Source organism: Vreelandella halophytica, assembly GCF_968193635.1.
This window is the reverse complement of record NZ_OZ309107.1, coordinates 212,031-235,675: the sequence shown is the minus strand read 5'-3', so window position 1 is coordinate 235,675 and position 23,645 is coordinate 212,031. Positions and strand designations below refer to the sequence as shown.

Below are 23,645 nucleotides of genomic sequence, written 5' to 3'. Positions count from 1 at the left end.
CGGCGCAACGCGGCGTTTAATAGCGCAGCACAGCCCGGTTAACGCCGCGACTTCGCACCATTTTAGTGCATATTAGCGCGGCGCGACGGTAATACTCACCGCGTCAGTGCGGTGCTGAACGCGCCCCTGGCTATCGAGCAGCTCGGCTTGAAGCCGGTGGTGCCCTTGCGGCAAGCCGGTCAACCAAAACGCGTCGCTGTGCAGCGCCGACTGGCTGACCTCGCCGTTCACCAGAAGCCTTATTTGATGGTCGTCGCGCAGGGCCGGCTCAACGTACACCTCGACCGGGGTCATGGCATCGCGAATCAGCGCCTCGGCCGACGGGTTGGCGATCACAAACCGGTCGTAGGGCATGAAGGGCTGGCCGGGCCGGGCCCTTGTCGGGCTCGAAGACGGTGGCGGCGACGTCCGCTCGACCCCGGGCAACGGCGCCAGCGTGATCGCCTCGCCGCCGCGCTCCGGGTTGTCGGTATAAGTGACCCGGCCGCTTTCATCCACCACGCGGTACACCGTTTGCGCCTGAAGCTTTCCCGCCGTCAGCGAAAGCCCCAACAGCAACGCCGCCAGGCGCGCGTACTTCGCCATGCCAATGACACGCATGCCCATGTTCTCCCCATAAAAAAACCCCGCCGAGGCGGGGTTTTGAGTCAGTAACACCTCAAGGGTGCCCCTAACGTTAGAGCTTAGCAGCTGTAGTACAGGTCGAACTCGACCGGGTGCGTCGCCATACGCATGCGCGTCACTTCTTCCATCTTGAGCTCGATGTAGGCGTCGATCATGTCATCGGTGAACACACCGCCTTCGGTCAGGAAGGTGCGGTCAGCGTCGAGGGCTTCCAGCGCCTGGTCGAGGCTCGAGGCCACGGTCGGTACGGCCTTGCCTTCTTCCGGCGGCAGGTCGTACAGGTTCTTGTCCATGGCATCGCCAGGATGAATCTTGTTCTTGATGCCGTCGATACCCGCCATCAGCATGGCCGCGAACGCCAGGTACGGGTTGGCGGTCGGGTCGGGGAAGCGCGTTTCGACACGCTTGCCTTTCGGGCTAGCCGTGTACGGAATACGGATCGACGCACTACGGTTACGCGCACTGTAGGCCAGCATGACCGGCGCTTCGAAACCCGGCACCAGACGCTTGTAGGAGTTGGTCGAGGCGTTGGTGAAGGCGTTCAGGGCACGGGCGTGCTTGATGATGCCGCCAATGTAGTAAAGCGCCATTTCGGAAAGGCCCGCGTACTCGTCGCCGGCGAACTGGTTGGCGCCATCTTTCCAGAACGACTGGTGAACGTGCATGCCGGAGCCGTTATCGCCAACCAGGGGCTTGGGCATGAAGGTCGCGGTTTTGCCGTAGGCGTGGGCCACGTTGTGGATCACGTACTTCATTTCCTGAACTTCGTCGGCCTTCTTCACCAGGGTGTTGAACTTGACGCCGATTTCGTTCTGACCGGCGTTCGCCACTTCGTGGTGATGCACTTCGACGCTCTGGCCGATCGCCTCAAGGGTGTTACACATTGCGCCACGAATGTCGTGGAAGCTGTCCACCGGCGGAACCGGGAAATAGCCGCCTTTCACACGCGGGCGGTGGCCCAGGTTGCCGCCTTCGATCTGGCTGTCGGTCGCCCAAGCGCCCTCTTCCGAGGAGATCTTGTACATGGAGCCTTGAATGTCGGTCTTCCAGTGTACTTCGTCGAAGATGAAGAACTCGGGTTCCGGGCCGAAAAACGCGGTGTCGCCAAGGCCGGTGGACTCGAGGTAGGCTTCGGCACGCTTGGCGATGGAGCGCGGGTCGCGATCGTAACCCTGCATGGTGGCCGGCTCGATGATGTCGCAACGCAAAATCAGCGTGGCATCTTCGGTGAAGGGGTCGAGAAAGCCGGTGCCGTCTTCCGGGCGCAGAATCATGTCGGATTCGTTGATGCCCTTCCAGCCTTCGATGGAGGAGCCATCGAACATCTGACCGTTTTCAAAAAACTCTTCGTCCACGTCCCGTGCCGGTACGGTGACGTGCTGCTCTTTACCGCGCGTATCGGTGAAACGCAGGTCTACCCATTTGACTTCATTTTCTTCGATTAGCGCGAGCGTCTTGGCTGACATACTGTTCTCCGTCTCCGGTATGAGCGTGGCTTAAAGCGTGTACTGTTAAGCGATCTATTAAACGTATTGTTGAACAAAACCGTTGATACGCCGCGAGCGTATAGCACGCCTTTGTTGTGTATTCGCATTAAGGCGAGTTTCAAACCCGACCCTGTGACCAGCGATTAAAATAAACCGACTATCGTTGTAGCACGCTGTGAGGCGTTTGCCTACGACGCCAGCCGTTGCCGTTTAATAAGCATGTAACGTGCCAACTTTGCACCAATATGGCATGGCGAATTACCAAGCCTCTGTTTTAAAAATGATTTTCTCAACCCGAAAGCTGCCCTGATGTTGCGCGTTCAAATCAACGCACCCGGGACGGGGCTCAGAAGTCACTTTCAACTGCACCAAAAGGGTTCATAAAAGCCTTTATTGAACCAAATGCGTGCGCAAGCACGGGGTGATCGCCTCTTTGCTACACTTTCAAGCGCTTCCCAAAGAGCATGGTGGTCAACGTGGTGGTATTCGCGATCTTGTTCAGCCCGATAGAGCCCACGACGCCCACGACGATCAACAGCAGCGCGTAAAGGAAAAGCGGCAGGGTTTCTACGCCGACCACCGTATCGACAATGGCAAAAAACATCGGGTGGGCGAGATAAATGCCGAAGGAGTAGCGGTTGATCGTGCGCATCCACGCAGGCGCGGGGCGCCCTTTCAGGTAGCGCATGGCGCAAAGCGTTGCCAACACGAACAGCGGGATCACCCACACCTCCTTGGAGGTGAACACCAGCCAGCCGGGAAGCGTAGCCAGTACGATCAGCACCACCGCCCCGGCCAGCCAAACCGGGGAGGAGAACACTTGCATCCAGCGCGGCGGGCGGGGTTTTGTCGCGCCTTGCGCTACTGGCTGGTAGTAGCGCACCAGCACCAGCGCCAAAAAGAACAGATACACCCAGCCAAGCGGGGCGACCCATAGCAGGTAGCCTGGCGGCGCCACCTCGAGCCAGTAGGCCGTGCCCCAGTACGCCATGCTGACCACGCAGCTCACCCAAAGCCCGGGCACCGGGTCGAACCGCCACAGCCGCCAGCGGGCAAACAACCAGTACGCCACGTAGAACTGCATGGCGATAATCAGAAAGTAGCCGTGCCAGCCCGCGTAGAGAAAGTACTCCCGGGCAACGCTTAAATACCCCACCGAGGTCCCGCCCATATTCAGGCGCACCCACTCGGCGGTGGCGTAGATAAACCCATACGTTACGTAGGGCAGCATCACGTACTTAACGCGTTGCCATAAAAACCCCGGCGGCACCTGGCGGGCGTAGCGAAGCGCGAACACGAAAATGGAGATAAACAAAAAAACCGGCGTTCCCAACACCAGGGGGATACGCATCAAATCGGTGGTCAGGGTGTCCACGCGTTGATTGAGATGGTCCAGCCAATGAAACAGGAAAACCGCCGCGCATCCGTAGGCGCGCAGCCAATAAATCTCCTCGACCTTTTGCATCCAAGCCTCCTGCCCTGAGGCGCTGCTATGCTAATAGCGCAGCCAGCCCCGCTGGTCACATCCCTTTTGTCATGAACACTCGGAGGCAGTGTGCCCCTTCACCCTATTGCGGCTTATCTTATGCGCTCAGCGCGTGCGCTCACTGTTGTTATGAGTACTTTTTTACTCAGTGCCCCGGCGCTGGCCGGCGAGGTCTCGCGCCACGCGTTCCCCTCCCCGGTGCTAGGTGATGACTACCCTTACACGCTCTACCTGCCCGACGGCTACCAGGTAGATGCCGCCGAGCCCTACCCGGTGGTCTACATGCTGCATGGCTCGTTCGGCAACGAACACGACTGGGTCAGCCGGGGGCGGCTGGCCCGAACCGTCGACCGTTTGATCGACGCCGGGCACCTCCCCCCGGCGGTGTTCGTCATGCCGGGCAGCCGCAGTTGGTGGGTCGATGGCTATAACGAGCCTGCTCGCCGCGCCTTTTTCGACGACCTGATGCCGCATATCGAAACCACCTACCGCGTAGGCACCACCCGCGCCAAGCGCGGCGTGGCCGGGCTCTCGGCCGGCGGCTTCGGCGCGCTGAATTTCGCCCTCGAGCGGCCGGACCTGTTCGCCGCGGTAGCGGCGCTTAGCCCGGCAAGCTACGTCCCCGCACCGCCGCGCAACTCCTCGGCGCACCGCCACCCGGCCTTTCTCGACGCCCAGGGCGAGTTCGATCAAGCGCTTTGGCAGCGGCTCAACTATCCGGCTCACCTGGAAGATTACCGCCTGGCGGTCGCGCCGGGCGCCAACAACGAACCCAGCGCCACGCCCCCGGTGCCGCTTTATATCAGCGCGGGCCGCCGCGATGAGTTTGACGCCGAATATCACGCCCGCCTGCTGCGCCAGGCAATCGAGCGCATTCAACCAGGCCAAGTGCGCCTGGACCTTTACCCCGGCGGGCACACCTGGCGTGTATGGCGTGCCAGCCTACCCGCGGCGCTTACCTTCCTGTTTCAATACGTTGGCGCCGAGGAAACACCCGATAACGGCGAATGGGACGGCCAGTAGGCGAGGCCCCTGACGACAAACTACACTAAGCTCATCACTCACTCGACAAAAGGATATTGAGGATGCATCAACATATCGAATGGGACGACCCCGGCAGCGCCAGCGTCGCGGCCTACTTCCAGGGCGACCCCAACCACACCCCGCCTTACCCCGGCGCCATTCTCTCCGCCCGCTACCAGCGCCGTATCGTACGCGTCAAAGTAGAAACCTACCGGGAAGAAGACGCCGTCAGCATCGGCACCGTGGCCGCCATCCTCGACGAACACGGCCACCGCCACAAAACCCAAGGCAAACTCAACATCGACGACATCGTACGCCTGCCGGATGACAAGCGCGCGATGGAACGCTGGGAAGAAGAAAAGTAAGCCCCGCCTACGCTAACGCAGCGTGCGCCCCACCGCTTATGACGAAGTACCCCCAAGCGGTGGGGCCGAATCAGTCGGCTCTTGATTAAAGCCTTTCAACAGCACGGTATGAAAGTTCGAGTCTCCCCATCTGCATCGCCCCACTCGCTGGACGTTCTCTACTCCCCCGTATGCGCTGGCGGCCCATGCGGCAGCGAACCTGAAGGCACAGCCTGAGCTCTTCGACGACATTTTCTAAGCTGCCTGGGCGGCAGCGAACGGTAGCGGGCTGGCGGGGGTAGCGGGCTGGCGTTTCTAAGCTGCCTGGGCGGCAGCGAACATGTGCGGTAATAGCGTCAGCCCGCTGCCTATTTTCCAAGCCGCCTAGGCGGCAGCGAACAGTGACATGGCGTGCTGATAGTTGTTGCGATATTTCTAAGCTGCCTGGGCGGCAGCGAACAAAGTTATTGCGGTACTGAATCAGAAAGGCGGTTTCTAAGCTGCCTGGGCGGCAGCGAACGAGGGCGTCGGCATCTACGACAACGACTTACTGTTTCTAAGCTGCTTGGGCGGCAGCGAACCTGAAGCAATACAGCTTATCAGTGCAGCAAGCTTTCTAAGCTGCCTGGGCGGCAGCGAACAGGGGAGCAGAGGTATCGTGTCAGTAGCGGGCTTTCTAAGCTGCCTGGGCGGCAGCGAACGCAGTAACGCTGCTGATGCCGCCGATAGTGCTTTTCTAAGCTGCCTGGGCGGCAGCGAACTGGGCTACTTTCCCACGTCGCGCTATCCCGATTTTCTAAGCTGCCTGGGCGGCAGCGAACTGGCAAAAACCGGACTGCTCGGCTTGAAGGTTTTTCTAAGCTGCCTGGGCGGCAGCGAACGGGTCGCACTGTCGAGGCGACTACTGTCAAGATTTCTAAGCTGCCTGGGCGGCAGCGAACCCGAGTTCACGATCGACGAGGACATGCTTAACTTTCTAAGCTGCCTGGGCGGCAGCGAACCTTGATGAGCGTTTCGAACTCGTCATCTTCCATTTCTAAGCTGCCTGGGCGGCAGCGAACGCCTCCAGGTAGCTGATCTGGCCATCGCCGTTTTTCTAAGCTGCCTGGGCGGCAGCGAACGGCGGGCATCGGCGGCCAGGCGGTGTCGTTCTTTTCTAAGCTGCCTGGGCGGCAGCGAACGAGGCTGTGATTACTCGCCGCAATCGCCTCCATTTCTAAGCTGCCTGGGCGGCAGCGAACGATCCTCTTTCCAGGAGAACCACACGGCCACTTTTCTAAGCTGCCTGGGCGGCAGCGAACTCAGACACGCCGATGTCCATGCTGGCCGTGGTTTTCTAAGCTGCCTGGGCGGCAGCGAACCTCGGGCGAAGCCGGGGCCATTCGCGTCAGAATTTCTAAGCTGCCTGGGCGGCAGCGAACGTGCGCTGTGAATCGTCGCGGTTGCCGGTTGATTTCTAAGCTGCCTGGGCGGCAGCGAACGCCTCAAACTCGTAGTCCTGGGCAACGATGATTTTCTAAGCTGCCTGGGCGGCAGCGAACTTGCTCACGGTAGCGTTGATCGCATAAGTCTTTTTCTAAGCTGCCTGGGCGGCAGCGAACTTGGTGGGTGCGTGTAAGGAGCTATCGCGCTGTTTCTAAGCTGCCTGGGCGGCAGCGAACGGCACGCTACCCGGCATAGACGCCAACGCAGTTTTCTAAGCTGCCTGGGCGGCAGCGAACCCAAGCTGCTCGAGCTGCAACGCGCCGAGCATTTTCTAAGCTGCCTGGGCGGCAGCGAACTCTTTGGGCTATCGTGCTGCTCATTTTTCTCTTTTCTAAGCTGCCTGGGCGGCAGCGAACTGAGCACAGACAGCGACGAAGCCGGGCCGATATTTCTAAGCTGCCTGGGCGGCAGCGAACGAGACGTTCAAGCAGGAAATGGCGAAGCGTAATTTCTAAGCTGCCTGGGCGGCAGCGAACGGCGAAAATGATCGAAGTGTACGGGGCGACATTTTCTAAGCTGCCTGGGCGGCAGCGAACATTTCACAGCCCATCTCCAAGAAGCCTGTCATTTTCTAAGCTGCCTGGGCGGCAGCGAACCCTGTGTAATTGGATACGCACACAGTGCCTTTTTTCTAAGCTGCCTGGGCGGCAGCGAACGTTTTTTCTAGCGCATTGCCTTCATGGTATTCAGTTTCTAAGCTGCCTGGGCGGCAGCGAACCCGATCAGGTGCAAAAGATCAATTCGCGCATCTTTCTAAGCTGCCTGGGCGGCAGCGAACCTGGGGCTCTTTCGATGAGACCGGCGCGTGGTTTTCTAAGCTGCCTGGGCGGCAGCGAACTAGAGCATACCAAAATTAACGTTCTGATTGTTAAAGAGCTTTAGCCAAAAAAGCGGTATCACCCCTTTTCCAAGTGATACCGCTAAGTGCTTGATTAACCGCTACCCTTTCTTATGCTCAAAAAAAGGGTCAAAACCATGGCACGGTCGCGTCGGGGCTTAAACCATAGCGGTTGAACACACCCACCACCGATTGGCCCCGAGGTTTACCATGCTCGATAAACAGGCTAAAACGCTGTTGGGTCGAGCGGCTATTGATGTTCACGAAGGGTAATTCGATACGCTTTTCCGCCACCTTGGCGTAAATTTGGCGCGCCTCGCTTTCTGATACGTCATGCCGTTTGGCATAGCGTTTCGCACGGCTGGGGCTTCCCGTATTGAACTGCCTACGCGCTACGTTAATGTGCTGAGCATTGGCGGGCACCGCTAGCACGTCGCTCACGCTCACGTGGTCGCGCATGCCGGTGAGCCAGTTGGCGGCCATCAGCTGCTGAAGGCGCGCTTGGGTGGCGTGCAAACGCAGATGACCGCCCAGCGTGCGTGCGTTCACTCCGTGCTTACGTAGCGGAAAGCTAACGCCGATATCGTTTGCTTCCAGGTCGAAAAGCGCCCGGTGCAGTTTGTTATAAAGCGCGCCCATCAGCATGGGTTCGGGGAAATCCGGGTCGGGCCTTAAGTGGATATCGATATAGTGATCCATGGCCTACCCCGCTTCGCCGAATACGCCGCCGCGGATGAGGGTCGCCATGACAAAGTGCTGGTTTTCGGTAGACGGCACCTGATCTTTAATCATCCAGTTATCCAGCAGCGAGTAAAAATCCGCTTTTTGCTTGGGCTGACGATACGCTTTGCCCTGTGTGGTCACTGAGCCGTATGGTTCTACGGCAATAGGCCCCAGGTCTTCATCGTTTTCATTGGGGTACCAGGTGTCGATGGTACGAATGGCATTACCCAACTTCTGCGAGTGAATACCGGCAATATCGCTGACGTGATACAGCGTTTTGCTCTTATCGCCACGCCCCCGGTCAAGAATCAGTTCCTGGGAGGGGAATACTTCCTGGCCACTGCCCACGCGCACGTAGGCTACTACCTCAAGCAGCAGGTGCTGCTCACCCGCCAGCGCTTTTGCGATCACACTGGCGAGTTCTTTAAGCTCGGCGGTGTCTTCGAACGTTCGCAGCGAAAGCGATAACGCATCGAATTTCCACTCTTTAGCGACGCTGCCTTGAGCCAACTGACGAATACTGACTTCTACTTGCTCTGCGCCCATGCGGTTGCGCCACAAGAAGCGGCCGTTAGCGAGATTATTGGCGTAACGGTGGGCCAGCTCGCCGAAGCCTTGTGCTTGCTTGTACTCAGCAACTGCCTGCTCCAGCTTGGCCTGGTATTCGGCGTTATTGCAGGCCGAAGGCGTTCCGGCACCAGCCAATACTCGAAGGGTGAAGCGAGCGACCAGGGTATCGGCATCATGAGGTAGTGTGGCGACATCTACCGTTTGAAGATTGGGATTTTCAATTTCAGCATCCAGCTTCGCAGGATCCTGGTCTTTCGCTTTGAGACGATTGGAAATCGTCCCGCGTACCGACTTTTCACGCACTAGGACTGGCTGCCACTGCTGTTCATCTTCCCGCGCATCCCAGCTGCTGGCATAGAGCAGCGCGTCGGAGGGGTCGAGCTTACGCTCAAAGGCAAGGACGGAGGCGGTTTTAAGGGTATCGTTTTTAGCCATGATAAAACTCCTTGTTTATTGTGCAGTGGCGCGAAGGTGGTAATCGTTATTGAGCCGGTAAAGATCCGCTTCTTCGTCGTTATCAACGTACCAAAGCAGATCTTCGGGTTGCTTCATGCGGTGCGGGCTAACCCACTCGCCAATCGAGTAGAGGCTTTCGACAAAGCGAAACCTGGTTTTTTCATCACGGGCATTGGCGACTTCGCCAGGATTGAAAAGATCGGAAATAGCGCCGTACCCTACGGGAATAGGCACCAGCCAGCCGCGATAAGGGCGCTGCACCTGCCAAACGGGCTTCTCGTTGGACTGGCCTTCGTTTTCTAGCGCGCAGTGGTGGTTAAGCCGTGAGAGATCAAGCCATGCGTCCAGCAAGCTGGCCTCGGAGTTTTGCTGTTGTAGCGTCTGGTGATGTTTCGCGAGGTAGTCATCGCGCAGGGTGAGCGCAAAGCCCGGCAGCCAGCGGCGCTTGAGGCGCGCAAACTGCCTGGCCCGCTCTTCCTCCTTGTCATCCAGCACCACCCATTGCGGGCGCTGCTGATGGCTTGGCACGTTGCGGTTAGACACCACGCTGCCCCCGGCAATACGCATGCCTGCCACGATTTCACAGATCTGGTTAGCCATATTGTCGTGATCGCTTTCTACAGCGGCGGTCTCAATGGCAAAGACCAACGTGATATCCAGATGAACGCGCCCTTCTTCTACAAAAGACGGTGTTATGTAACTGCCATCTTTTTCGATTTTCTTACGATCTTCATCAGAAGAGAGAGGGTTACGTGTTAAATGAAAGCCCCGGATATAGCCGTCTTTAGTGGCTTGGGCTTCAAAGTCATGGCAAATTACGCCAACGCTACTAAGCGAAACGTTGATACCGGCTAAAAAGAGCTTGCGCTCCAGGGCGTGCATCAAGCCCACAAAAGCGCTCATGGCGGGAAAGCCCCAAGTCATCGGGCTGGAAATCGCGTTGGCGTTTTGTACCCGCAGGTGCGGCAGAACCAAGAGATTTTTAACGTTACTCATCGTCATCACCTCCTGGCAGGTTGGTTAAGTCTTCCACGAGGTTTTCCATCCAGCGGCGGTCACGATCCAGCATGGCTTGGTGGGTCGTATCTTTTGCCAGCGTTTTCTTCCAGTGACGAAATTCCACATCGCCTAAAGGGAGCTTGTTACCCACCGCCGCATTGAGCCAGTTAGCAAAGCGATGGCGAATATCATCGGCCCATTCCGCGCTGTTTCGCGCCTCACGAAAAGCGACATCTTCCTCGGCACGGCCAGGGTCTAGCCAAAAGGCTTCTTCGGCGACCAGTTCACATTTTTCGTCGTTGCTCCATCCCGGCGACAGGCTATGCATTTGCATCGTGAACAGCGCCAGCTCATCCATCAGCATGGCCGTGTAATCATCACGCAGGTCGCGGGTGTGCATGTCCGCGTTCGGGTTAGTTTCAAGAAATTGCTTAAGCTCTTTTATCAGCGAGCGCACTTCTGGACGACGGCTAAAAACGCCGGGGTGAGTAAAAACCGAGGCTAATTTTAGCGGCGGGCGAATATCGCGCACGTTCCAACGAGGTGGCATGGAGGCTAATAGATAGTTATTCCCGCCCCGCTCGCTATTAAGCTGAGAGATATTCTGCGGCTTGGTGCCACCCATTTTCTGCACGGCCAGGTCGGGGTAGTTGTGTACCGGCTGCTCCGTGTATTTGCCTTCTCGTTTAGCTTTACGGGCGTCTTTGGCCTCTTCGCTAAAGCGATCATGATTAATGGTTTGAAAGACGCGGTGCGCCAGCGAAGTGGCATAGAGCGGGGCTAGTAGATGAAAGTTCTCGGCGTCATTTTCAATGTCTGCGGCATCATCCCCCATTAGCCAGTAGAGCTGTTTTGCGCGGGTATGCGAGGCGTGCTCACCACGCGGTTCGGTAATCGCCGCGAAGGCGTTGATCCACGCCTGAGCTTGTTCGGGGTTATCGCTTAACGCTAGGGCAAACTCGTTATCGTTTTCCAGCGCGCGCTCAAGCAGCGATTTGCCTTCAAATTGCAGCTTCAAGAACTTGTAAACGTCCAGGGCGGCAGCGTTTCCCACCACATCGCCTGCAAAGTCAGCAGGTAATACATGACTACCGACAAGATAGTGTTTGTGTAGCGATTCCGGAGGTGCGTAAAGGCTGGAGCCTTTTGCATCAGGGTGGATGGGTTTTAAAGAGTGGGTAACCACTTGCAGCTGGCCTACACGCCTTGCCGCATCGTTGATCCAGGTGTCGAACTGGAACTGCTCCACCAGCGCTTGGTATTTTGGGTCGTCGGGCACCAGCTTTTCCGCTTTGGTATCGAAGCGTTCTTTTAAGAATTGTTCAATGATGCTTCGAATCACTGCCTGCTGAGTTATCACCATGGATTATCCTTGTGATTGTCTATGGAGCTTCTCGACAATTTAGAAGTACTGCTAGCCAAGCTATGCGAAGTTAATTTAAATTTCCAGTTATTTTCCAGTGTACTCGTGATAGCCAATTCTGGGCTATAATAACGACCTGGCGTAAAGCTAGCTTAGTAAAGTGTGCTCGTTACTTAGCGCTGCCGCACAGGCAGCAGGGGCCTCTGCCTCAAGCCCTAAAACGTGACATATCATTTATACAGTACTATTATTGGTACTAAAGATAAGAGCGCCTATGGCAAAGCTTGATAAGCTTCTGGATAAGGCACGTCGTCAGCCCAAGAACATGAGCTTCGACGAGCTAGCATATCTTTGTGACCACTACTTTGGCCCTCCTCGTCAGCAAAAAACCAGTCATCAGGTGTACAAGACACCGTGGCCCGGCGACCCTCGCGTTAATATCCAGCGAGGGAAAAATGGAGAAGCCAAGGTTTATTAGGTACGCCAAGTGCTCACTGCCATTGATAAATTATCGTCATCTATATGACGATAGGAGTCGTGCCATGGTTAACCATACCCATTACACATACCGTATACGCTGGTCTGAAGAAGACGACCAGTTCGTTGGCTTATGCACCGAACTACCCAGCCTTTCCTGGCTTGCAGATAGCCACCAGGAAGCCTTGGACGGCATACTCTCCCTCATTTCTGAGGTGGTGGGCGACATGGAAGCCGAAGGCGAAATCCCCCCCACCCCTCTTTCCGAGCGGCACTATTCTGGTCGTTTTAATGTGCGAATCCCCCCGGAAAAACACCGTGAGCTTGCGATCAAGGCAGCAGAGGAAAACATAAGCCTCAATCGCTTGGTTAGTGATCGGCTCGCAAATGTTTAGCTAGCGACTCCGCCAAAATCCTAATACCGGGTGATACCCCCACCGCTGGTTTCTAGCGGAGGCCGTTACCGTGCCGAAGACCCGAGCAGCGCGATCAAGGGGGATATCCAGGTCTTCTGCCAAGTCAGCCAGTGCCGTCAGGTAGTCGCTTGTACCCCAAGGCTGAATCCGCTCTCCTTGCTCGCTTGCCAGGTCTATCCGTACCAGCAGGCTCTCTTCCACTGGTACATAAAGCTTTTCACCACGCCTTGCGCCGTCGTCTACGCGGTGCAGTGTCCAGCTTTCTCCGCTCTCATCGGGCAACAGCGCTAGCGTTATTTCAGGTTCGAGCTGCTTACGAAACGGATCACGTTGAATCAACACCCCCGTCAAATGCAGGTGTGGCATTACGTGCCAACTGTAAGCGCCTAGCGGCGGCGGGTTAGGCGCTTTGCCTATGCGTAGTTCTTTTTTAGTTAATGGCTCGGCGGGCGGCTCGATCATCAGTTGGTGCAGCCGCGCGTGTTCAAGATCAACGAGGCTTTCCTTGGCGTGCAACGTTTCCCGCGCCAGCACACGGGGCCGCGCGTCAATTACCTGATACTCATCCGGCGTTAACAAGGTGTTAAGAGAGTGGTTATTGAGACGCCAGGTAGCGTTCGTCTCAAAACCAGGTTTATGGAAGGCAGGGGCACCCGGTTGCTCAAGGTCTTTTAGATTGCTTTCCAAAAGCAAAATATTGGGCACTTCGCAGGCTTGTTCGCGGTGACGGCGCACGCGGCCCGCTAACTGAATAATCGAACGCATGGAAGAAGGCTCGACAATGGCCCAGTCGTAGTCATGATCACGCCCCACTTCCGTGACCGGCGAGCCTAGCACGATAAACAGGTGGTCGTTTTCTGCGCAGCTATCCAATAACCGGCGGATATCGGGCTGCTGAAACACGCGTTCAGGCTCGGCCCGTTGCAACGTTTTGTCCAACCGACGTTCAATTTCTGAGCGCATGACTAATGGGTGGCGAGAATGATAGACGCACAGATGAAGTCGCACATCTTCAGGGGCACCCTGTTGAAATAGTGCCCTGGCAACATCCACCAACGGGTCAATATTGGCCATTCTAATCAAGCCAAAACTGACGCGTTTGCCTGAGCAGGGGTCAACGGAGTGATGCTGTTGGTGGAGCGCGAGCGCATTTTCACGCAGCAGGGTCGCTATCGCAGGCCTGATCTCTTCCGGGCGTTTACCCAGCGGTGGCAACGCTAAAATATCCGCGCGGCGGCGTACCGGGCTTTTGGCGAGGCGCTCTAACCGACGCTTGGCAAAGGCGTGGTGGGCTGTTTTGAAGGTCTCACTACTGACGCAATCGTGATGCTGGCGATCGTGCTCATCGAACCAGGCACAGCAGATATTGACCGACAAGCCCGGTTCGCCACGGTGGCGTTGAAAGGCTTCACGCCCGCTGCGGTAGGCTTCATACAATCCTTCCACCAACGCGGGCGGCAGGGTAGCCGAAGAAAGTAGTACCCGTGAGCCAAGAAGCCCTGCCCAATTGACGAGCCGGGTAAGCGCAGGCAGGTCGCTGATATCGAAATCGTCTATTTCATCGAGCACCAAGTCACTGCTCATCAGGCGAAGCATCGGTACGATTTGCCGTCCGCCTCGTGTGCTCTCTGTAGAGGGAACCAGATGGTCAACGGTACATACCAGAATGGGGGCGGCAATCAGTGCGCGAGTACCCGGCTCGTCACTCAAACGACGCAGCACCGGGTGGCTCTCAAAATTGCCGTCAAATACCACGTGGGCGTCTTCTTCGATCAGCGCCTGCCTGGAAGCCGAGCCGCTGGCTTCGGCCTCTTGCTCGTAGTGCTCAAACAAGGTTTTATTGGCGCTGCCTCCCACCCGCACAGCGAGTTCATCTTCACCCAAATGTAGACGTTCACGCAGGGCCTGACCGGTTTGCAGCGTCAAGGTGCGCAGACCTAGCGCAATACTGAAGCGCGCGCCCTGCTGAGGATCGGCCAGCGCATACATGATGCGCCCATTCGCCAAGGTTTTACCGCAGCCGGTGGAAGCCATGTTGATACCAAAAAAACCCTGACGTTGACTGCGTTCTCTCAGCGACTGGGCTAGATCGAAGGCCTTATCCTGCCAGCGAAAACGTGGGTGACTACTGCGCTTACGAAAGCCCTTATGGCGAGCTAAACGGGGTAAGTGGCTGTCGACGCTGGGCAGCGCACGGGCGACTGCGGCGGCGTGTTTTTCAACGCCCAGAATATGCTCATCCAATGGCTGATTGGGCTTGCCGGTTTTACGCACGGTATTGGCGGTCAACGGATAATTGGGTTCGCCCCTCACACGATGCTGCAAGTCTTCCAGGCTTGAATAGTGGTGGTCGGCCAACATCAAGCTAAGCCGGGCCAAGTGCATCACGTAGCGGCTTTCCAGCCAGTGACTACCATTTTGCAGCCGCGCCTGTAGCCGAGAGGCTAACTTCCCCGCTCGTTCGCGCCAGCGCGGCGTGCTGACCGGCAAGCCCTTACTGAACTGCCAGTACGGCGCTATGCGTTTGGGATCCTGGGTCTCAGGAATCTCGTTCCACTCGGCATGAATAGATGCAAACAGCCCGCCTAGCTGCTCTGCCTGAAGTGGTGTCTTTCCTCTGCCCCAGCGCCGTTCAGCCGTGCCATCTTGCTCCGGTGGTTTTAGCGGTAGCCGGTGGTGGCTAAGCACCAGCCAACCCAGCGCGGCAGCTAGCGGCGGCAGTTGACTAAATACTGCAGAGGTAGAAGCATCTATTCCGTCATGCCCCATATCTTCCAGCCAGTCCCGCTCTTGATAGCCACCTTCCGCCAAGCGCGCCAACCAAGCAGCGTCGTCGTCACGTCCTACAAAGGCTTGGAACAGGCGTAGCGATATCCATTCATGGCGGTACAAGTTGCGGCCTTCCAGTTTGCCTTTAAGCCGCTGCTGGAAGGCGTCGCAGGCTTTGCCTAGGTCGTGCAGCAACGCGGCCAGCGCGGTGAGCAGGAGAATGTCTTCGCCGTTGTGCCAGTCGTTTTCATCGCGGCGGCGCAGGATATCTCGGGCGGTGGTATTGGTCGGTACTGCGCCATTGAGATTGAACTTGGCTGCATCCCCCACCACCCACAAAAGCTCGCTGTGATCGTGCCCGCGAATCCAGTGGCAGGCCACGGCGGTATTCTTGCGGGCGGATTTGCGTAAAAGCTTACGCAACGTATCAAGCCCGGCCTGGGTGATCGGTGTTTGCCAGGTGCGGTCCCCTCGGCGCTCAGCGAACTGATCGAGAATACGCCGGGTCTCCTTGAGCGCGTTCTTGTTGCACTGGGAGATCAGCAGCACGTTCATGGCTCGCCGCTCTTCTCTTGATGCCCCAGCGCCTGGGCCACGTCCTTGAGCGTATCGATCATGAAATCGAGGGATTCGGTCCGGGTCAGTCGCTCGATGCAGGCCTGGCGAAATTCCTGCTCTTCATCGCCACGCATGGCAGAGATAAACGCCTGGGGTAGAATCACGGCGTCTTTGACGAGATCCGCCACGTCGAACACCAGCCCACCCCGGCGGGTTTTGCCGTGCAACACGGCAAGCCCGTGCGGGATGCCCAGCACCCAGGTGGCGGTGGCGGCCAACCCATACGCCAGGTAGTTGCCGTGGTCGAGAAAGCGGTTGGCGGGGTCAACGCCGGTACCGCGCTTGGCACGGGTGAAGTCGCCATAGTCGGTGGCGTTCACCGCTAATTTGAAAAGCGTTTTGGTCAGGCGCGCTTCGAGGGTAAGCAGGTCAACCGTGCTGGGTGCTTGGGCGATCGCTTCGCGATGGTGACCCAGCGCGCCATGCAAATGGTCGGTTGCAATGACGAACCCGGCGTCTTTCATTACCCGGCTGGTCCACAGCGCTTCGATACGCGCAAGGCGGGCCTGCTGGAACGCCCTGGCGGCATCCAGGCGTTTTACGTCATCGAACCAAAAACGTACCCAGTACTGCAGGTACTCCGTGGGCCGGTACTCGCTTTGCGGGGTTAGCCAGGCAACGTCGACATCCACTTCGTTGGCGGCAAATAGCGGCGTGCCACCGCCGCCACAAAAACCCACCAGCACGCCTGCCTTGGCAAGCTCGCGCATCGCCGCTTGAGTAATCGAGGTGCCGGTGCCCAACAAAAGCGAGGTGGTATTGGCGATGGGGATATTCCAGTAGCGCGACTTACTGCCCTCATCGGTGACGTACTCGACCCGGCCGCCGTTGACCAGCACCCGGCAGTGTTGAAGGTAATAAAGGTTCGCCCGCTTCGAGTGCAGGATGGTTTTCAAATCGTTGGGTGAAAAATCATCCATAAAGCCCCCTTAACCTTTTTTATCATCAAACCATTCCTGGCCCTGAAACACCACTGGCCCTCGCTATACTTAAGCCTAAAGCACCTTAATTAAACGCTCGTTTTTCTCGTTGCGTGCTACGCTTAGCGTGACTTTTTTACCACCCATAAACAGGTTCACGACCATGCGGCTACACCCTTGGCTCTGCGCGCTCGTATGCGCGTTCGCCCTTCCGGTTCACGCGCAATCCACCAACGACTGGGCGCAGTACGATGAGGTGTTCGAAAACGGTGCGCGCCAGGCCAACCTTTGGCAGTGGGGATGGACGGGCGTCTACGCGACGAGCCTGGCGGTGAACGCCTACCAGTCGAGCGAGGCAAGCGACCGCGACGACCGGTATGACGCGCGCGTGGGTGCGGTGAAATCCGCCCTGGCGCTGGGTGGCATGTTGACGGATCGCCAGCCGCATCCGGCGGCCCTCGAGCGCTACGAGCGCTTGAAAGCCAGCGGTGAACTGAGCGGCGTGCAGGCACTCGGCCTGGAGCTCGCTCAGGCCGAGCGGGCGAGGCGGGGCCTTGGCGCCCGGGTGAGTTCGCTGGTGGTCAACGGCTTGGCGGCCGGGGTGATCGCCGCCGACGGCCGCGGTGACGATGCGGCGATCAACTTCGCCTCGGGCATGCTGGTCAACGAGCTCCAAATTTGGACGCAACCAAGCCAGGCCTCTTCGGCCATTAACCGTTTTCAACCCGCCCAGGTGTCGCTGGGCCCCATCACGCTCAAGGGCGAATACGCTTTGACGTTGGCCCCTCACCAGGTGGGCGCGACCTGGCGCTATTAAGTGTTAGTCTGGATTTGAATACGACGTGATACAGGGGACAGCGCGGCCCGTGAACGCGGGTCGCGCCACGCAAAAAGGGTCAAGAGAAACCCATGAGTACCGCTCTAAAACAAAGCGTTGATAGTATCGAGGTGGTGGACGCGCGCCATATCGCCAAAGTGCTTGCGAGCCTGGACGATAGCCGCCATGCATTGACGGTGGCCCTCGATGGCCAGCCACCGGATTACCCGGCGCACCTGGAAAACCTAAGCCTGGAGACCGGCGAGCTGGCCTTGGTCGTGACCGACGCGGGCAGCCTCGACCCCGCCACACTCGCACAGCGCGCGATAACGCTGAAAGCCGAAAACGATCAGATTCTGAGCTTTGATGACTTCAAGGTCCGCCAGGCTGAACGTTGTGGCGAGGCGCTGACGATACGCGGCGCGATCCCCCAACGCCTGACTACCGCCGCGCGGCGGGGGCAGGCGCGCATCAAATTGCGAAAGGATATGCCGGTGAACGTGGCGCTGTCGCTTTTTACCGGCCAGCCGCCCATTACATCGAAACTACGCGATATTTCCGGCGGCGGGTGCCTTGTGCAGTTGCCGCTGGGGAAGTGCGTCCCGCTGACCGAAGAGGCGGTGGTCCCCAATGTCGTACTGACCTTTCCCAACGGCGAGCGCTTCACCGCCAGCGCTTCGGTACGCCATATTACGCCCATCGCCTATACCAACGAGGCGGCGATCGGGCTCGCCTTCGAAGACCTGGACCGCCCGCATCAGCAGGAACTGACCCAGATCGTCTTCACCACCGAGCGGGAAATCGCCTGGCGAAGCGGGGAAGGCTCGCGCCTGGTGTCACCGACCAAGCTCTATACCTCGCCGGACGCCAAAAAGCGCGCGCGGCGCCGGTCGAACACTCGGCCTCAGCGCTCCTCTCGCGCTGTCTCGGTATTGCGCGAAATCACGCGCGACTTGCACCTTTTTCTGCTGGCCTTACAAGCCGGCCAGCCGCTGCCGTTCGAACGCCTGGAACGCAGCGCCAACAAGCTCATCAAGCTACACGGCAAAGGCCGTCAGGCGTTTTTCTTTAGCCTGACCTGCTTGCGGGACGAACCCGCCTGGATGCAGCACTCGGTGAACGTGGCCGGCAAACTGGCCGACCTGATGCTGGCGGAGCCTTCGCTGGCGGACGATACCCATCGGGCGGTCAAGGCGGCGCTGATCCACGATATGGGCAAGGCAATGCTGATCGACGAGACGCTGCCGTCGCTTGAAAGCGATATGGACGAGCGACAGCGCCTACGCCTGCAGGCCCACGTCGATACGCTACTCAACGCACTCGAGCAGGCGGGCTACCCGTGCGGGCCGCTGGAGCGCGAGGTGATCGGGGCGATCAACGAGCGCCTGGATGGCTCGGGCTACCCGCGGGGGCTCAAGGGTGACGCGATCTCGACGCTGGCACGCATGGCGGCGGTCATCGATGTGATCGATGCCATGACCCGCGTGCGCGGTGATCGCCCGCCGCTGGATATCGTTCAGGCGTACCGCTTTCTCTACAATCGCCCGGAGCGCTTCGATCAGCACTGGGTCACGCGCTACGTACAGCGCCACGGCTTCTACCCTTTGGGCAGCCTGGTCGCGTTCTCCCACGGCTATCTTGCCTGGGTGTTGGATCTGGACGAGCGGGGCCAGCCAAACCGTGTCCACGTCGTGCGCAATACACACCGCGAGAAGGTCTTTTACGACGACGAGCTCGGCCGGGTGGATTTTGACCAGCTGGGCCGGCTTACCGGGCCTGCCCAGCCCCACCTCCACGGCCTTTGAAGCGGCTCTAAAGGCATCTGCCCGGTGCCCGCCCGCGCTCGTCGAATGCCAGGAAGCAGCGCGGCTGGCGGCGCGGGGGTAAAAGCGGCATATTGGCGCGGTCATTGTCAAAGGCGATGAAGCGGGTAAAATACTCGGCAATTTTTTGACACTTATAAATGTTATGTTATAACCTAATCGATCTGCCGAGGAGAGAGACGTTGAGCCACCATCCACATCGCCATAATCGCGAAGGGCCTTGCCACTTTTCGCTGATGTCACTCTCGGCCACTCGCCGCTTGCTGCTGGTGGCGGTGCCTATCGCCGCCCTTTGGCTACTGGTGTTCTGGGCCGGCGGGTGGGGCCGATGAACCATCGCGACCACACCAGGCTACAGCTGCACGACCTTCACCTGGCCCAGGGCCGGCGCATGGTGCTCGAACAGCTCAATGGCGATTTTCTACCCGGGGCGATTACCGCCCTGGTCGGCGCCAACGGTGCGGGCAAGAGCACGCTGATACAGGCCATGATGGGCGAATTACGTCCGGTCTCGGGCAGCGTGAAGTGCACCGTGGCCCCGGAGCGCCGCGCCTGGCTGCCGCAACAGCTGGCGCTGGACTTGACCTTTCCCATGAGCGTGGAAGAGCTGGTCATGACCGGCACCTGGCCAAGCCACGGCGCGCTCAAAGGGTATTGTGCGGCGCACTACCGCAAGGGTCGCGACATCATGGCAAGGCTGGGTATTTCGCACCTGGCCCACCGCCCGCTAGGTGAGCTTTCCGGGGGGCAGCGCCAGCGCGCGCTGATCGGGCGCACGCTAATGCAGGAAGCCGAGCTTTTACTGCTCGACGAGCCCTTTGCCAACGTGGATCGCGAAACGGTGGACATCCTGGTGACGATTCTGCGCCAGATGGCCGAGAACGGCGTCACGCTGATTATCGTGCTGCACGACATGGACCACCTGAAGCGCCTGGCCGACGAAGTGCTGATACTCAGCCACGGCCACGGCCGTTGGATCGCCCCGGAAGCGATCGCCGAACCGCATATGCCCGCTCAAAGCGTGCCGTTTAACGCAGGGGGTCTCCATGCTGGAACTGCTTAATGCCTGGCTGATCGCCCCGTTCGACTACGGCTTCATGCGCCGCGCGGTGGTCGGGGGCCTGGCGCTCTCCATCGCCGCACCGCCCTTGGGCGTGTTTCTGGTGCTGCGCGGCATGAGCTTGATCGGCGACGCCATGGCCCACGCCATCCTGCCCGGTGTGGCGCTGGGCTTTCTGTTGGCCGGTTTTTCGCTGCCGATGATGAGTATCGGCGGCGTGCTGTTCGGGCTGATGGTGGCGCTACTGGCCGGGGCGGTCTCGAAGATGGGCGGTCAGCGCGAAGACGCCGCCATGGCGAGCTTTTTCATCATCTCGCTGGCCGCCGGGGTCATGCTGATCTCGATCGGCGGCAGCAGTGTGGACCTTACCCACGTGCTGTTCGGCTCGATTTTGGCGATCAACTCCACCGCGCTTTTACTCATTGCCGGTATCAGCACCCTCATTGTGCTCATCATGGCGTTCATCTTCCGCGCGCTGGTGGTCGAGTGCCTCGACCCGCTGTTTCTACGCGGCCAGAGCCGGCGGGGCGGCTGGGTGCACAGCGTGTTCCTGGCGCTATTGGTGCTCAACCTCACCGCCGGGTTCCAGACACTGGGCACCTTAATGGCCGTGGGCCTGATGATGCTGCCCGCCACCGCCGCGCGGTTTTGGAGCAAACGCCTGGAGGGGCTGATGGGCATTGCCGTGGTGCTGGCCATGATCGCCAGTACCGGGGGGCTTTTGCTCTCTTATCACCTGGATATTCCCTCGGGGCCGAGCATCATCTTGCTGGCGGGCGTGGCGTATTTCTTCTCGGCACTGTTTGGCCGTTACCACAGCCTGGCCGCCCGGTTACGCCGTAAAACGGCGCCGCTGGATGCGCCGCTCGAGCATTCTCATACGCATTAGGAGTTTCGTTATGTCGCTACGTTTTGCCCCGCTATTGGTGGGCGTGTCTACCCTGCTCGCCCTGCCCGCCGCCATGGCCGCTGAGCGCGTTCAGGTGGTCACCAGCTTCTCCATTCTGGCCGATATGGTCGAAAACGTAGGCGGCGAGCACGTCGAAGTAAACTCGCTGGTCGGCCCGGACGGCGACGCCCATGTCTACTCACCACGCCCGGGGGATGCACGCGCGCTGGCCGAGGCGGACCTGGTGGTGTTCAACGGCTTGTTGTTCGAAGGCTGGATGGACCGGCTGCTGGACTCCAGCGACTACCAGGGCCCGCTGGTCACAGCGACCGACGGTATCGAGGCGCTGGATTATCATCCCCACGATCACGGCCATGATCATGGACACGAGCATGATCATGGGCACGACCATAGTCACGATCATGACCACGGGCATGAACACAGCCATGATCATGCGCACGAAAGTGATCAAGCTCATGATCACGACCACGATCACGTGCACGGCGATTCCGACCCGCACGCCTGGCAGGATATGGTCCAGGCCGAGGTGTATATCGCCAACATTCGCGATGGGCTGATCGAGGTAGACGAAGAGAACGCCGACGATTACCGCGCCAACGCCGCGCGCTATTTGGAAGAGATGGCCGAACTCGACCGCGAGATTCGCGCTTTGATCGAGGAGGTGCCCGCCTCGGCCACCGTGATCACCGGCCATGATTCGTTTGGCTACTTTTCCAGCGCCTACGGCGTGCGCTTTCTCTCGCCCTCAGGGCTTTCCACCGAGGTGGAGCCCAGCGGCGCCGGTATGGCCGCGCTGGTCGACGTGATCAACGATGAAGGCGTCCAGGCGCTGTTTCACGAGAACATGACCAACCCGGCGGTGATCGAGCAGCTCGCCGAGGAGACGGGCCTCGAGGTGGCCGGCACGCTTTACGCCGACGCCCTGGCCGCCGAGGGCGAGGCAAGCACCTATCTTGGCATGATGCGCCACAACGCCGAGCTTTTGCACGGCGCCCTGGCCAAGCCCGGCCATGATGATCACGACCATAGCCACGAGCACGAGCACGAGCACGAGCACGAGCACAGCCATGATCACGGCCACGAACACGAACACAGCCACTGATCGAACCGCTCTCGCGTCATTCAAAGCGCCCCTCGGGGCGCTTTTTTTATGGAACGTGACGCCAAACGGCAACCCCTCTATTCTGATGTCTTCCGGCAGCCACCCCGTGCCTCCCGCTCACTTCGAGGTTCCCCATGCGTAGATTCACTCAGTGCTTCTGGGCGGCATTGTCGCTTTCCTTAACGTTCGCCGTGCAGGCGAACGAGCGCGCGCGCCTTGAAGCGCTGGTGGATGACACCGTGGCGCCGCTCATGGCCGAGCACCACGTTCCAGGCATGGCGGTGGCGCTGAGCGTGGGCGGCGAGCGCTATCTCTTCACTTACGGGATGGCCGACCTGGAGGCGGGCCGCGCGGTGGGCGATGACACGCTGTTCGAGCTGGGCTCGCTCAGCAAGCTCTATACAGCGACGCTTGCCGCCTACGCCGACACCACCAGCGCGCTTACGCTGACCGAGCCCGCCAGTCGCTACCTGAGCGAACTCGAAGGCAGCGCGTTTGATGCGATCAGCTTACTCGAGCTTGCCACCTATACCGCCGGCGGGCTGCCCCTGCAGTTCCCTGACGTGGTCGATGACGCGGCCATGCTCGACTATTTCCGCGAGTGGAGGCCGGCGTATGCCCCTGGCACGCGCCGGCTTTACTCCAATCCGAGCATCGGTTTGCTGGGCTATATAACGGCGCATCGCCTGGGCCAGCCCTTTGAAAAAGCAATGGCCGAGCACGTTTTTTCACCACTGAACCTGGCCCACAGCTTTTATGACGTCCCGGCTGAGGAGCAGATCAACTACGCCTACGGCTACTCGGCCGATAATGCGCCCATTCGGGTGAACCCGGGCGTGCTGGACGCCCAGGCCTATGGTTTGAAAGCCACCGCCGCCGATGTGCTGACGTTTATCGAGGCCCACCTGGAAAGCACGGCGCTTACACCTGCGCTGCAAGAGGCGCTGCGTACCACTCGAACCGGCTACTTCACGCTAAATGATCTAACCCAGGGCCTTGGCTGGGAGCGCTACGCAACGCCTGCCACCCTCGCCCAGCTCGAGACAGGTAACTCGATGGCAGTCGTACTGGAGGCAAACGCGGTGGAACTTGCCACACCGGCGCTTTCACCGGAAAGCCCGGCCTGGTTCAACAAGACCGGCGCCACCAACGGCTTTGGCAACTACGTGGCGTTCGTTCCCGAAAAGCAGATCGGCATCGTGCTGCTGGCCAACCGTAACTACCCCAACCAGGCACGCATCGAGGCCGCCTACCGGCTGATCGACGCGATCACCGAGACGCCTCGATGAGTGCATCCCAGGTGTTTATGCGTTGCATTTTTGCCGCGGGATGAGG

At 59.0% G+C, this 23,645-nt stretch carries 20 protein-coding genes and 1 CRISPR repeat array; of the genes, 11 read left to right on the top strand and 9 right to left on the bottom strand.

Features of this window, described 5'->3' with window-relative positions; translation table 11 throughout:
* Positions 1-72 precede the first annotated feature (72 nt).
* The 3 genes from ACWHXT_RS01160 to ACWHXT_RS01150 form a co-directional block, all read right to left on the bottom strand.
* On the bottom strand, positions 73-657 hold the full coding sequence (locus tag ACWHXT_RS01160; protein WP_447894886.1) for a DUF4124 domain-containing protein: 585 nt from the start codon (positions 655-657) through the stop codon (positions 73-75).
* Between the two features lie 26 nt (positions 658-683).
* A complete protein-coding gene (gene glnA, locus ACWHXT_RS01155; RefSeq protein WP_447956918.1) occupies positions 684-2,090 on the bottom strand; it encodes a glutamate--ammonia ligase in 1,407 nt (468 codons plus the stop codon).
* 457 nt (positions 2,091-2,547) lie between these two features.
* Positions 2,548-3,576, bottom strand: coding sequence for an acyltransferase family protein (locus ACWHXT_RS01150; protein ID WP_447956917.1), 1,029 nt, complete (start codon positions 3,574-3,576; stop codon positions 2,548-2,550).
* A 150-nt stretch (positions 3,577-3,726) separates the two neighbouring features.
* Here ACWHXT_RS01150 and ACWHXT_RS01145 point away from each other — a divergent pair, with 150 nt between their 5' ends.
* Together ACWHXT_RS01145 and ACWHXT_RS01140 are read left to right on the top strand one after the other, a co-directional pair.
* Positions 3,727-4,620 (top strand): alpha/beta hydrolase, encoded by an 894-nt coding sequence (locus ACWHXT_RS01145; RefSeq protein WP_447956916.1) that lies wholly within the window; start codon positions 3,727-3,729, stop codon positions 4,618-4,620.
* Positions 4,621-4,682: 62 nt separating this feature from the next.
* Positions 4,683-4,985 carry a hypothetical protein gene (locus ACWHXT_RS01140; RefSeq protein ID WP_447894882.1) on the top strand — a complete coding sequence of 101 codons (303 nt, stop codon included), beginning with the start codon at positions 4,683-4,685 and terminating at the stop codon, positions 4,983-4,985.
* 231 nt (positions 4,986-5,216) lie between these two features.
* A CRISPR array of direct repeats spans positions 5,217-7,287; the repeat unit is 28 nt; unit sequence TTTCTAAGCTGCCTGGGCGGCAGCGAAC.
* Positions 7,288-7,416: 129 nt separating this feature from the next.
* On the opposite strand, the gene cas6f is transcribed toward ACWHXT_RS01140, so the two are convergent.
* The 4 genes from cas6f to csy1 are packed head-to-tail and all read right to left on the bottom strand — an operon-like array spanning position 7,417 to position 11,398.
* Positions 7,417-7,986, bottom strand: a complete 570-nt coding sequence (gene cas6f / locus ACWHXT_RS01135; protein ID WP_447956915.1) for a type I-F CRISPR-associated endoribonuclease Cas6/Csy4 — start codon at positions 7,984-7,986, stop codon at positions 7,417-7,419.
* A gap of 3 nt (positions 7,987-7,989) precedes the next feature.
* On the bottom strand, positions 7,990-9,015 hold the full coding sequence (gene csy3 / locus ACWHXT_RS01130) for a type I-F CRISPR-associated protein Csy3 (protein ID WP_447956914.1): 1,026 nt from the start codon (positions 9,013-9,015) through the stop codon (positions 7,990-7,992).
* Positions 9,016-9,030: 15 nt separating this feature from the next.
* Positions 9,031-10,038 (bottom strand): type I-F CRISPR-associated protein Csy2, encoded by a 1,008-nt coding sequence (gene csy2, locus ACWHXT_RS01125; protein ID WP_447956913.1) that lies wholly within the window; start codon positions 10,036-10,038, stop codon positions 9,031-9,033.
* Positions 10,025-11,398, bottom strand: a complete 1,374-nt coding sequence (gene csy1 / locus ACWHXT_RS01120; RefSeq protein WP_447956912.1) for a type I-F CRISPR-associated protein Csy1 — start codon at positions 11,396-11,398, stop codon at positions 10,025-10,027. Before csy1 ends, csy2 begins: the two co-directional genes overlap by 14 nt.
* 274 nt (positions 11,399-11,672) lie before the next feature.
* Between csy1 and ACWHXT_RS01115 the strand changes: the two genes are divergently transcribed.
* On the top strand, positions 11,673-11,876 hold the full coding sequence (locus tag ACWHXT_RS01115) for a toxin HicA (protein WP_447956911.1): 204 nt from the start codon (positions 11,673-11,675) through the stop codon (positions 11,874-11,876).
* Between the two features lie 64 nt (positions 11,877-11,940).
* On the top strand, positions 11,941-12,270 hold the full coding sequence (locus tag ACWHXT_RS01110) for a type II toxin-antitoxin system HicB family antitoxin (RefSeq protein ID WP_447956910.1): 330 nt from the start codon (positions 11,941-11,943) through the stop codon (positions 12,268-12,270).
* Here the strand turns inward: ACWHXT_RS01110 and cas3f are convergent, their stop codons facing one another.
* Both cas3f and cas1f read right to left on the bottom strand, forming a co-directional pair.
* Complete coding sequence (cas3f, locus tag ACWHXT_RS01105; RefSeq protein WP_447956909.1) at positions 12,271-15,615, bottom strand: type I-F CRISPR-associated helicase Cas3f; 3,345 nt, start codon at positions 15,613-15,615, stop codon at positions 12,271-12,273.
* Positions 15,612-16,598 (bottom strand): type I-F CRISPR-associated endonuclease Cas1f, encoded by a 987-nt coding sequence (gene cas1f / locus ACWHXT_RS01100; RefSeq protein WP_447927694.1) that lies wholly within the window; start codon positions 16,596-16,598, stop codon positions 15,612-15,614. Before cas1f ends, cas3f begins: the two co-directional genes overlap by 4 nt.
* A gap of 163 nt (positions 16,599-16,761) precedes the next feature.
* Between cas1f and ACWHXT_RS01095 the strand changes: the two genes are divergently transcribed.
* From ACWHXT_RS01095 to ampC, 7 genes are all read left to right on the top strand, one after another.
* Entirely contained in the window at positions 16,762-17,415 is a 654-nt protein-coding gene (locus ACWHXT_RS01095) for a hypothetical protein (RefSeq protein ID WP_447956908.1), read from the top strand.
* Positions 17,416-17,507: 92 nt separating this feature from the next.
* Positions 17,508-19,220 (top strand): HD domain-containing phosphohydrolase, encoded by a 1,713-nt coding sequence (locus tag ACWHXT_RS01090; RefSeq protein WP_447956907.1) that lies wholly within the window; start codon positions 17,508-17,510, stop codon positions 19,218-19,220.
* A 200-nt stretch (positions 19,221-19,420) separates the two neighbouring features.
* A complete protein-coding gene (locus ACWHXT_RS01085) occupies positions 19,421-19,570 on the top strand; it encodes a hypothetical protein (RefSeq protein ID WP_447527445.1) in 150 nt (49 codons plus the stop codon).
* The gene (locus ACWHXT_RS01080; RefSeq protein ID WP_447956906.1) at positions 19,567-20,301 is read left to right on the top strand and encodes a metal ABC transporter ATP-binding protein; all 735 of its coding nucleotides are present in this window, start codon (positions 19,567-19,569) and stop codon (positions 20,299-20,301) included. Before ACWHXT_RS01085 ends, ACWHXT_RS01080 begins: the two co-directional genes overlap by 4 nt.
* The gene (locus tag ACWHXT_RS01075) at positions 20,285-21,187 is read left to right on the top strand and encodes a metal ABC transporter permease (RefSeq protein WP_447956905.1); all 903 of its coding nucleotides are present in this window, start codon (positions 20,285-20,287) and stop codon (positions 21,185-21,187) included. Before ACWHXT_RS01080 ends, ACWHXT_RS01075 begins: the two co-directional genes overlap by 17 nt.
* A 10-nt stretch (positions 21,188-21,197) precedes the next feature.
* Positions 21,198-22,310: a metal ABC transporter solute-binding protein, Zn/Mn family gene (locus ACWHXT_RS01070; RefSeq protein ID WP_447956904.1), complete on the top strand. Its 1,113-nt coding sequence runs from the start codon at positions 21,198-21,200 to the stop codon at positions 22,308-22,310.
* Between the two features lie 134 nt (positions 22,311-22,444).
* Positions 22,445-23,599, top strand: coding sequence for a class C beta-lactamase (ampC, locus tag ACWHXT_RS01065; protein ID WP_447956903.1), 1,155 nt, complete (start codon positions 22,445-22,447; stop codon positions 23,597-23,599).
* Positions 23,600-23,645: the final 46 nt, after the last annotated feature.

What these genes read in the sequence shown, in the direction of transcription:
- glnA (WP_447956918.1), bottom strand. Translation starts at nt 2,090, where the DNA reads ATGTCAGCCAAGACGCTCGCGCTAATCGAAGAAAATGAAGTCAAATGG.
- ACWHXT_RS01150 (WP_447956917.1), bottom strand. Translation starts at nt 3,576, where the DNA reads ATGCAAAAGGTCGAGGAGATTTATTGGCTGCGCGCCTACGGATGCGCG.
- ACWHXT_RS01145 (WP_447956916.1), top strand. Translation starts at nt 3,727, where the DNA reads ATGAGTACTTTTTTACTCAGTGCCCCGGCGCTGGCCGGCGAGGTCTCG.
- ACWHXT_RS01140 (WP_447894882.1), top strand. Translation starts at nt 4,683, where the DNA reads ATGCATCAACATATCGAATGGGACGACCCCGGCAGCGCCAGCGTCGCG.
- cas6f (WP_447956915.1), bottom strand. Translation starts at nt 7,986, where the DNA reads ATGGATCACTATATCGATATCCACTTAAGGCCCGACCCGGATTTCCCC.
- csy3 (WP_447956914.1), bottom strand. Translation starts at nt 9,015, where the DNA reads ATGGCTAAAAACGATACCCTTAAAACCGCCTCCGTCCTTGCCTTTGAG.
- csy2 (WP_447956913.1), bottom strand. Translation starts at nt 10,038, where the DNA reads ATGACGATGAGTAACGTTAAAAATCTCTTGGTTCTGCCGCACCTGCGG.
- csy1 (WP_447956912.1), bottom strand. Translation starts at nt 11,398, where the DNA reads ATGGTGATAACTCAGCAGGCAGTGATTCGAAGCATCATTGAACAATTC.
- ACWHXT_RS01115 (WP_447956911.1), top strand. Translation starts at nt 11,673, where the DNA reads ATGGCAAAGCTTGATAAGCTTCTGGATAAGGCACGTCGTCAGCCCAAG.
- ACWHXT_RS01110 (WP_447956910.1), top strand. Translation starts at nt 11,941, where the DNA reads ATGGTTAACCATACCCATTACACATACCGTATACGCTGGTCTGAAGAA.
- cas3f (WP_447956909.1), bottom strand. Translation starts at nt 15,615, where the DNA reads ATGAACGTGCTGCTGATCTCCCAGTGCAACAAGAACGCGCTCAAGGAG.
- cas1f (WP_447927694.1), bottom strand. Translation starts at nt 16,598, where the DNA reads ATGGATGATTTTTCACCCAACGATTTGAAAACCATCCTGCACTCGAAG.
- ACWHXT_RS01095 (WP_447956908.1), top strand. Translation starts at nt 16,762, where the DNA reads ATGCGGCTACACCCTTGGCTCTGCGCGCTCGTATGCGCGTTCGCCCTT.
- ACWHXT_RS01090 (WP_447956907.1), top strand. Translation starts at nt 17,508, where the DNA reads ATGAGTACCGCTCTAAAACAAAGCGTTGATAGTATCGAGGTGGTGGAC.
- ACWHXT_RS01080 (WP_447956906.1), top strand. Translation starts at nt 19,567, where the DNA reads ATGAACCATCGCGACCACACCAGGCTACAGCTGCACGACCTTCACCTG.
- ACWHXT_RS01075 (WP_447956905.1), top strand. Translation starts at nt 20,285, where the DNA reads ATGCTGGAACTGCTTAATGCCTGGCTGATCGCCCCGTTCGACTACGGC.
- ACWHXT_RS01070 (WP_447956904.1), top strand. Translation starts at nt 21,198, where the DNA reads ATGTCGCTACGTTTTGCCCCGCTATTGGTGGGCGTGTCTACCCTGCTC.
- ampC (WP_447956903.1), top strand. Translation starts at nt 22,445, where the DNA reads ATGCGTAGATTCACTCAGTGCTTCTGGGCGGCATTGTCGCTTTCCTTA.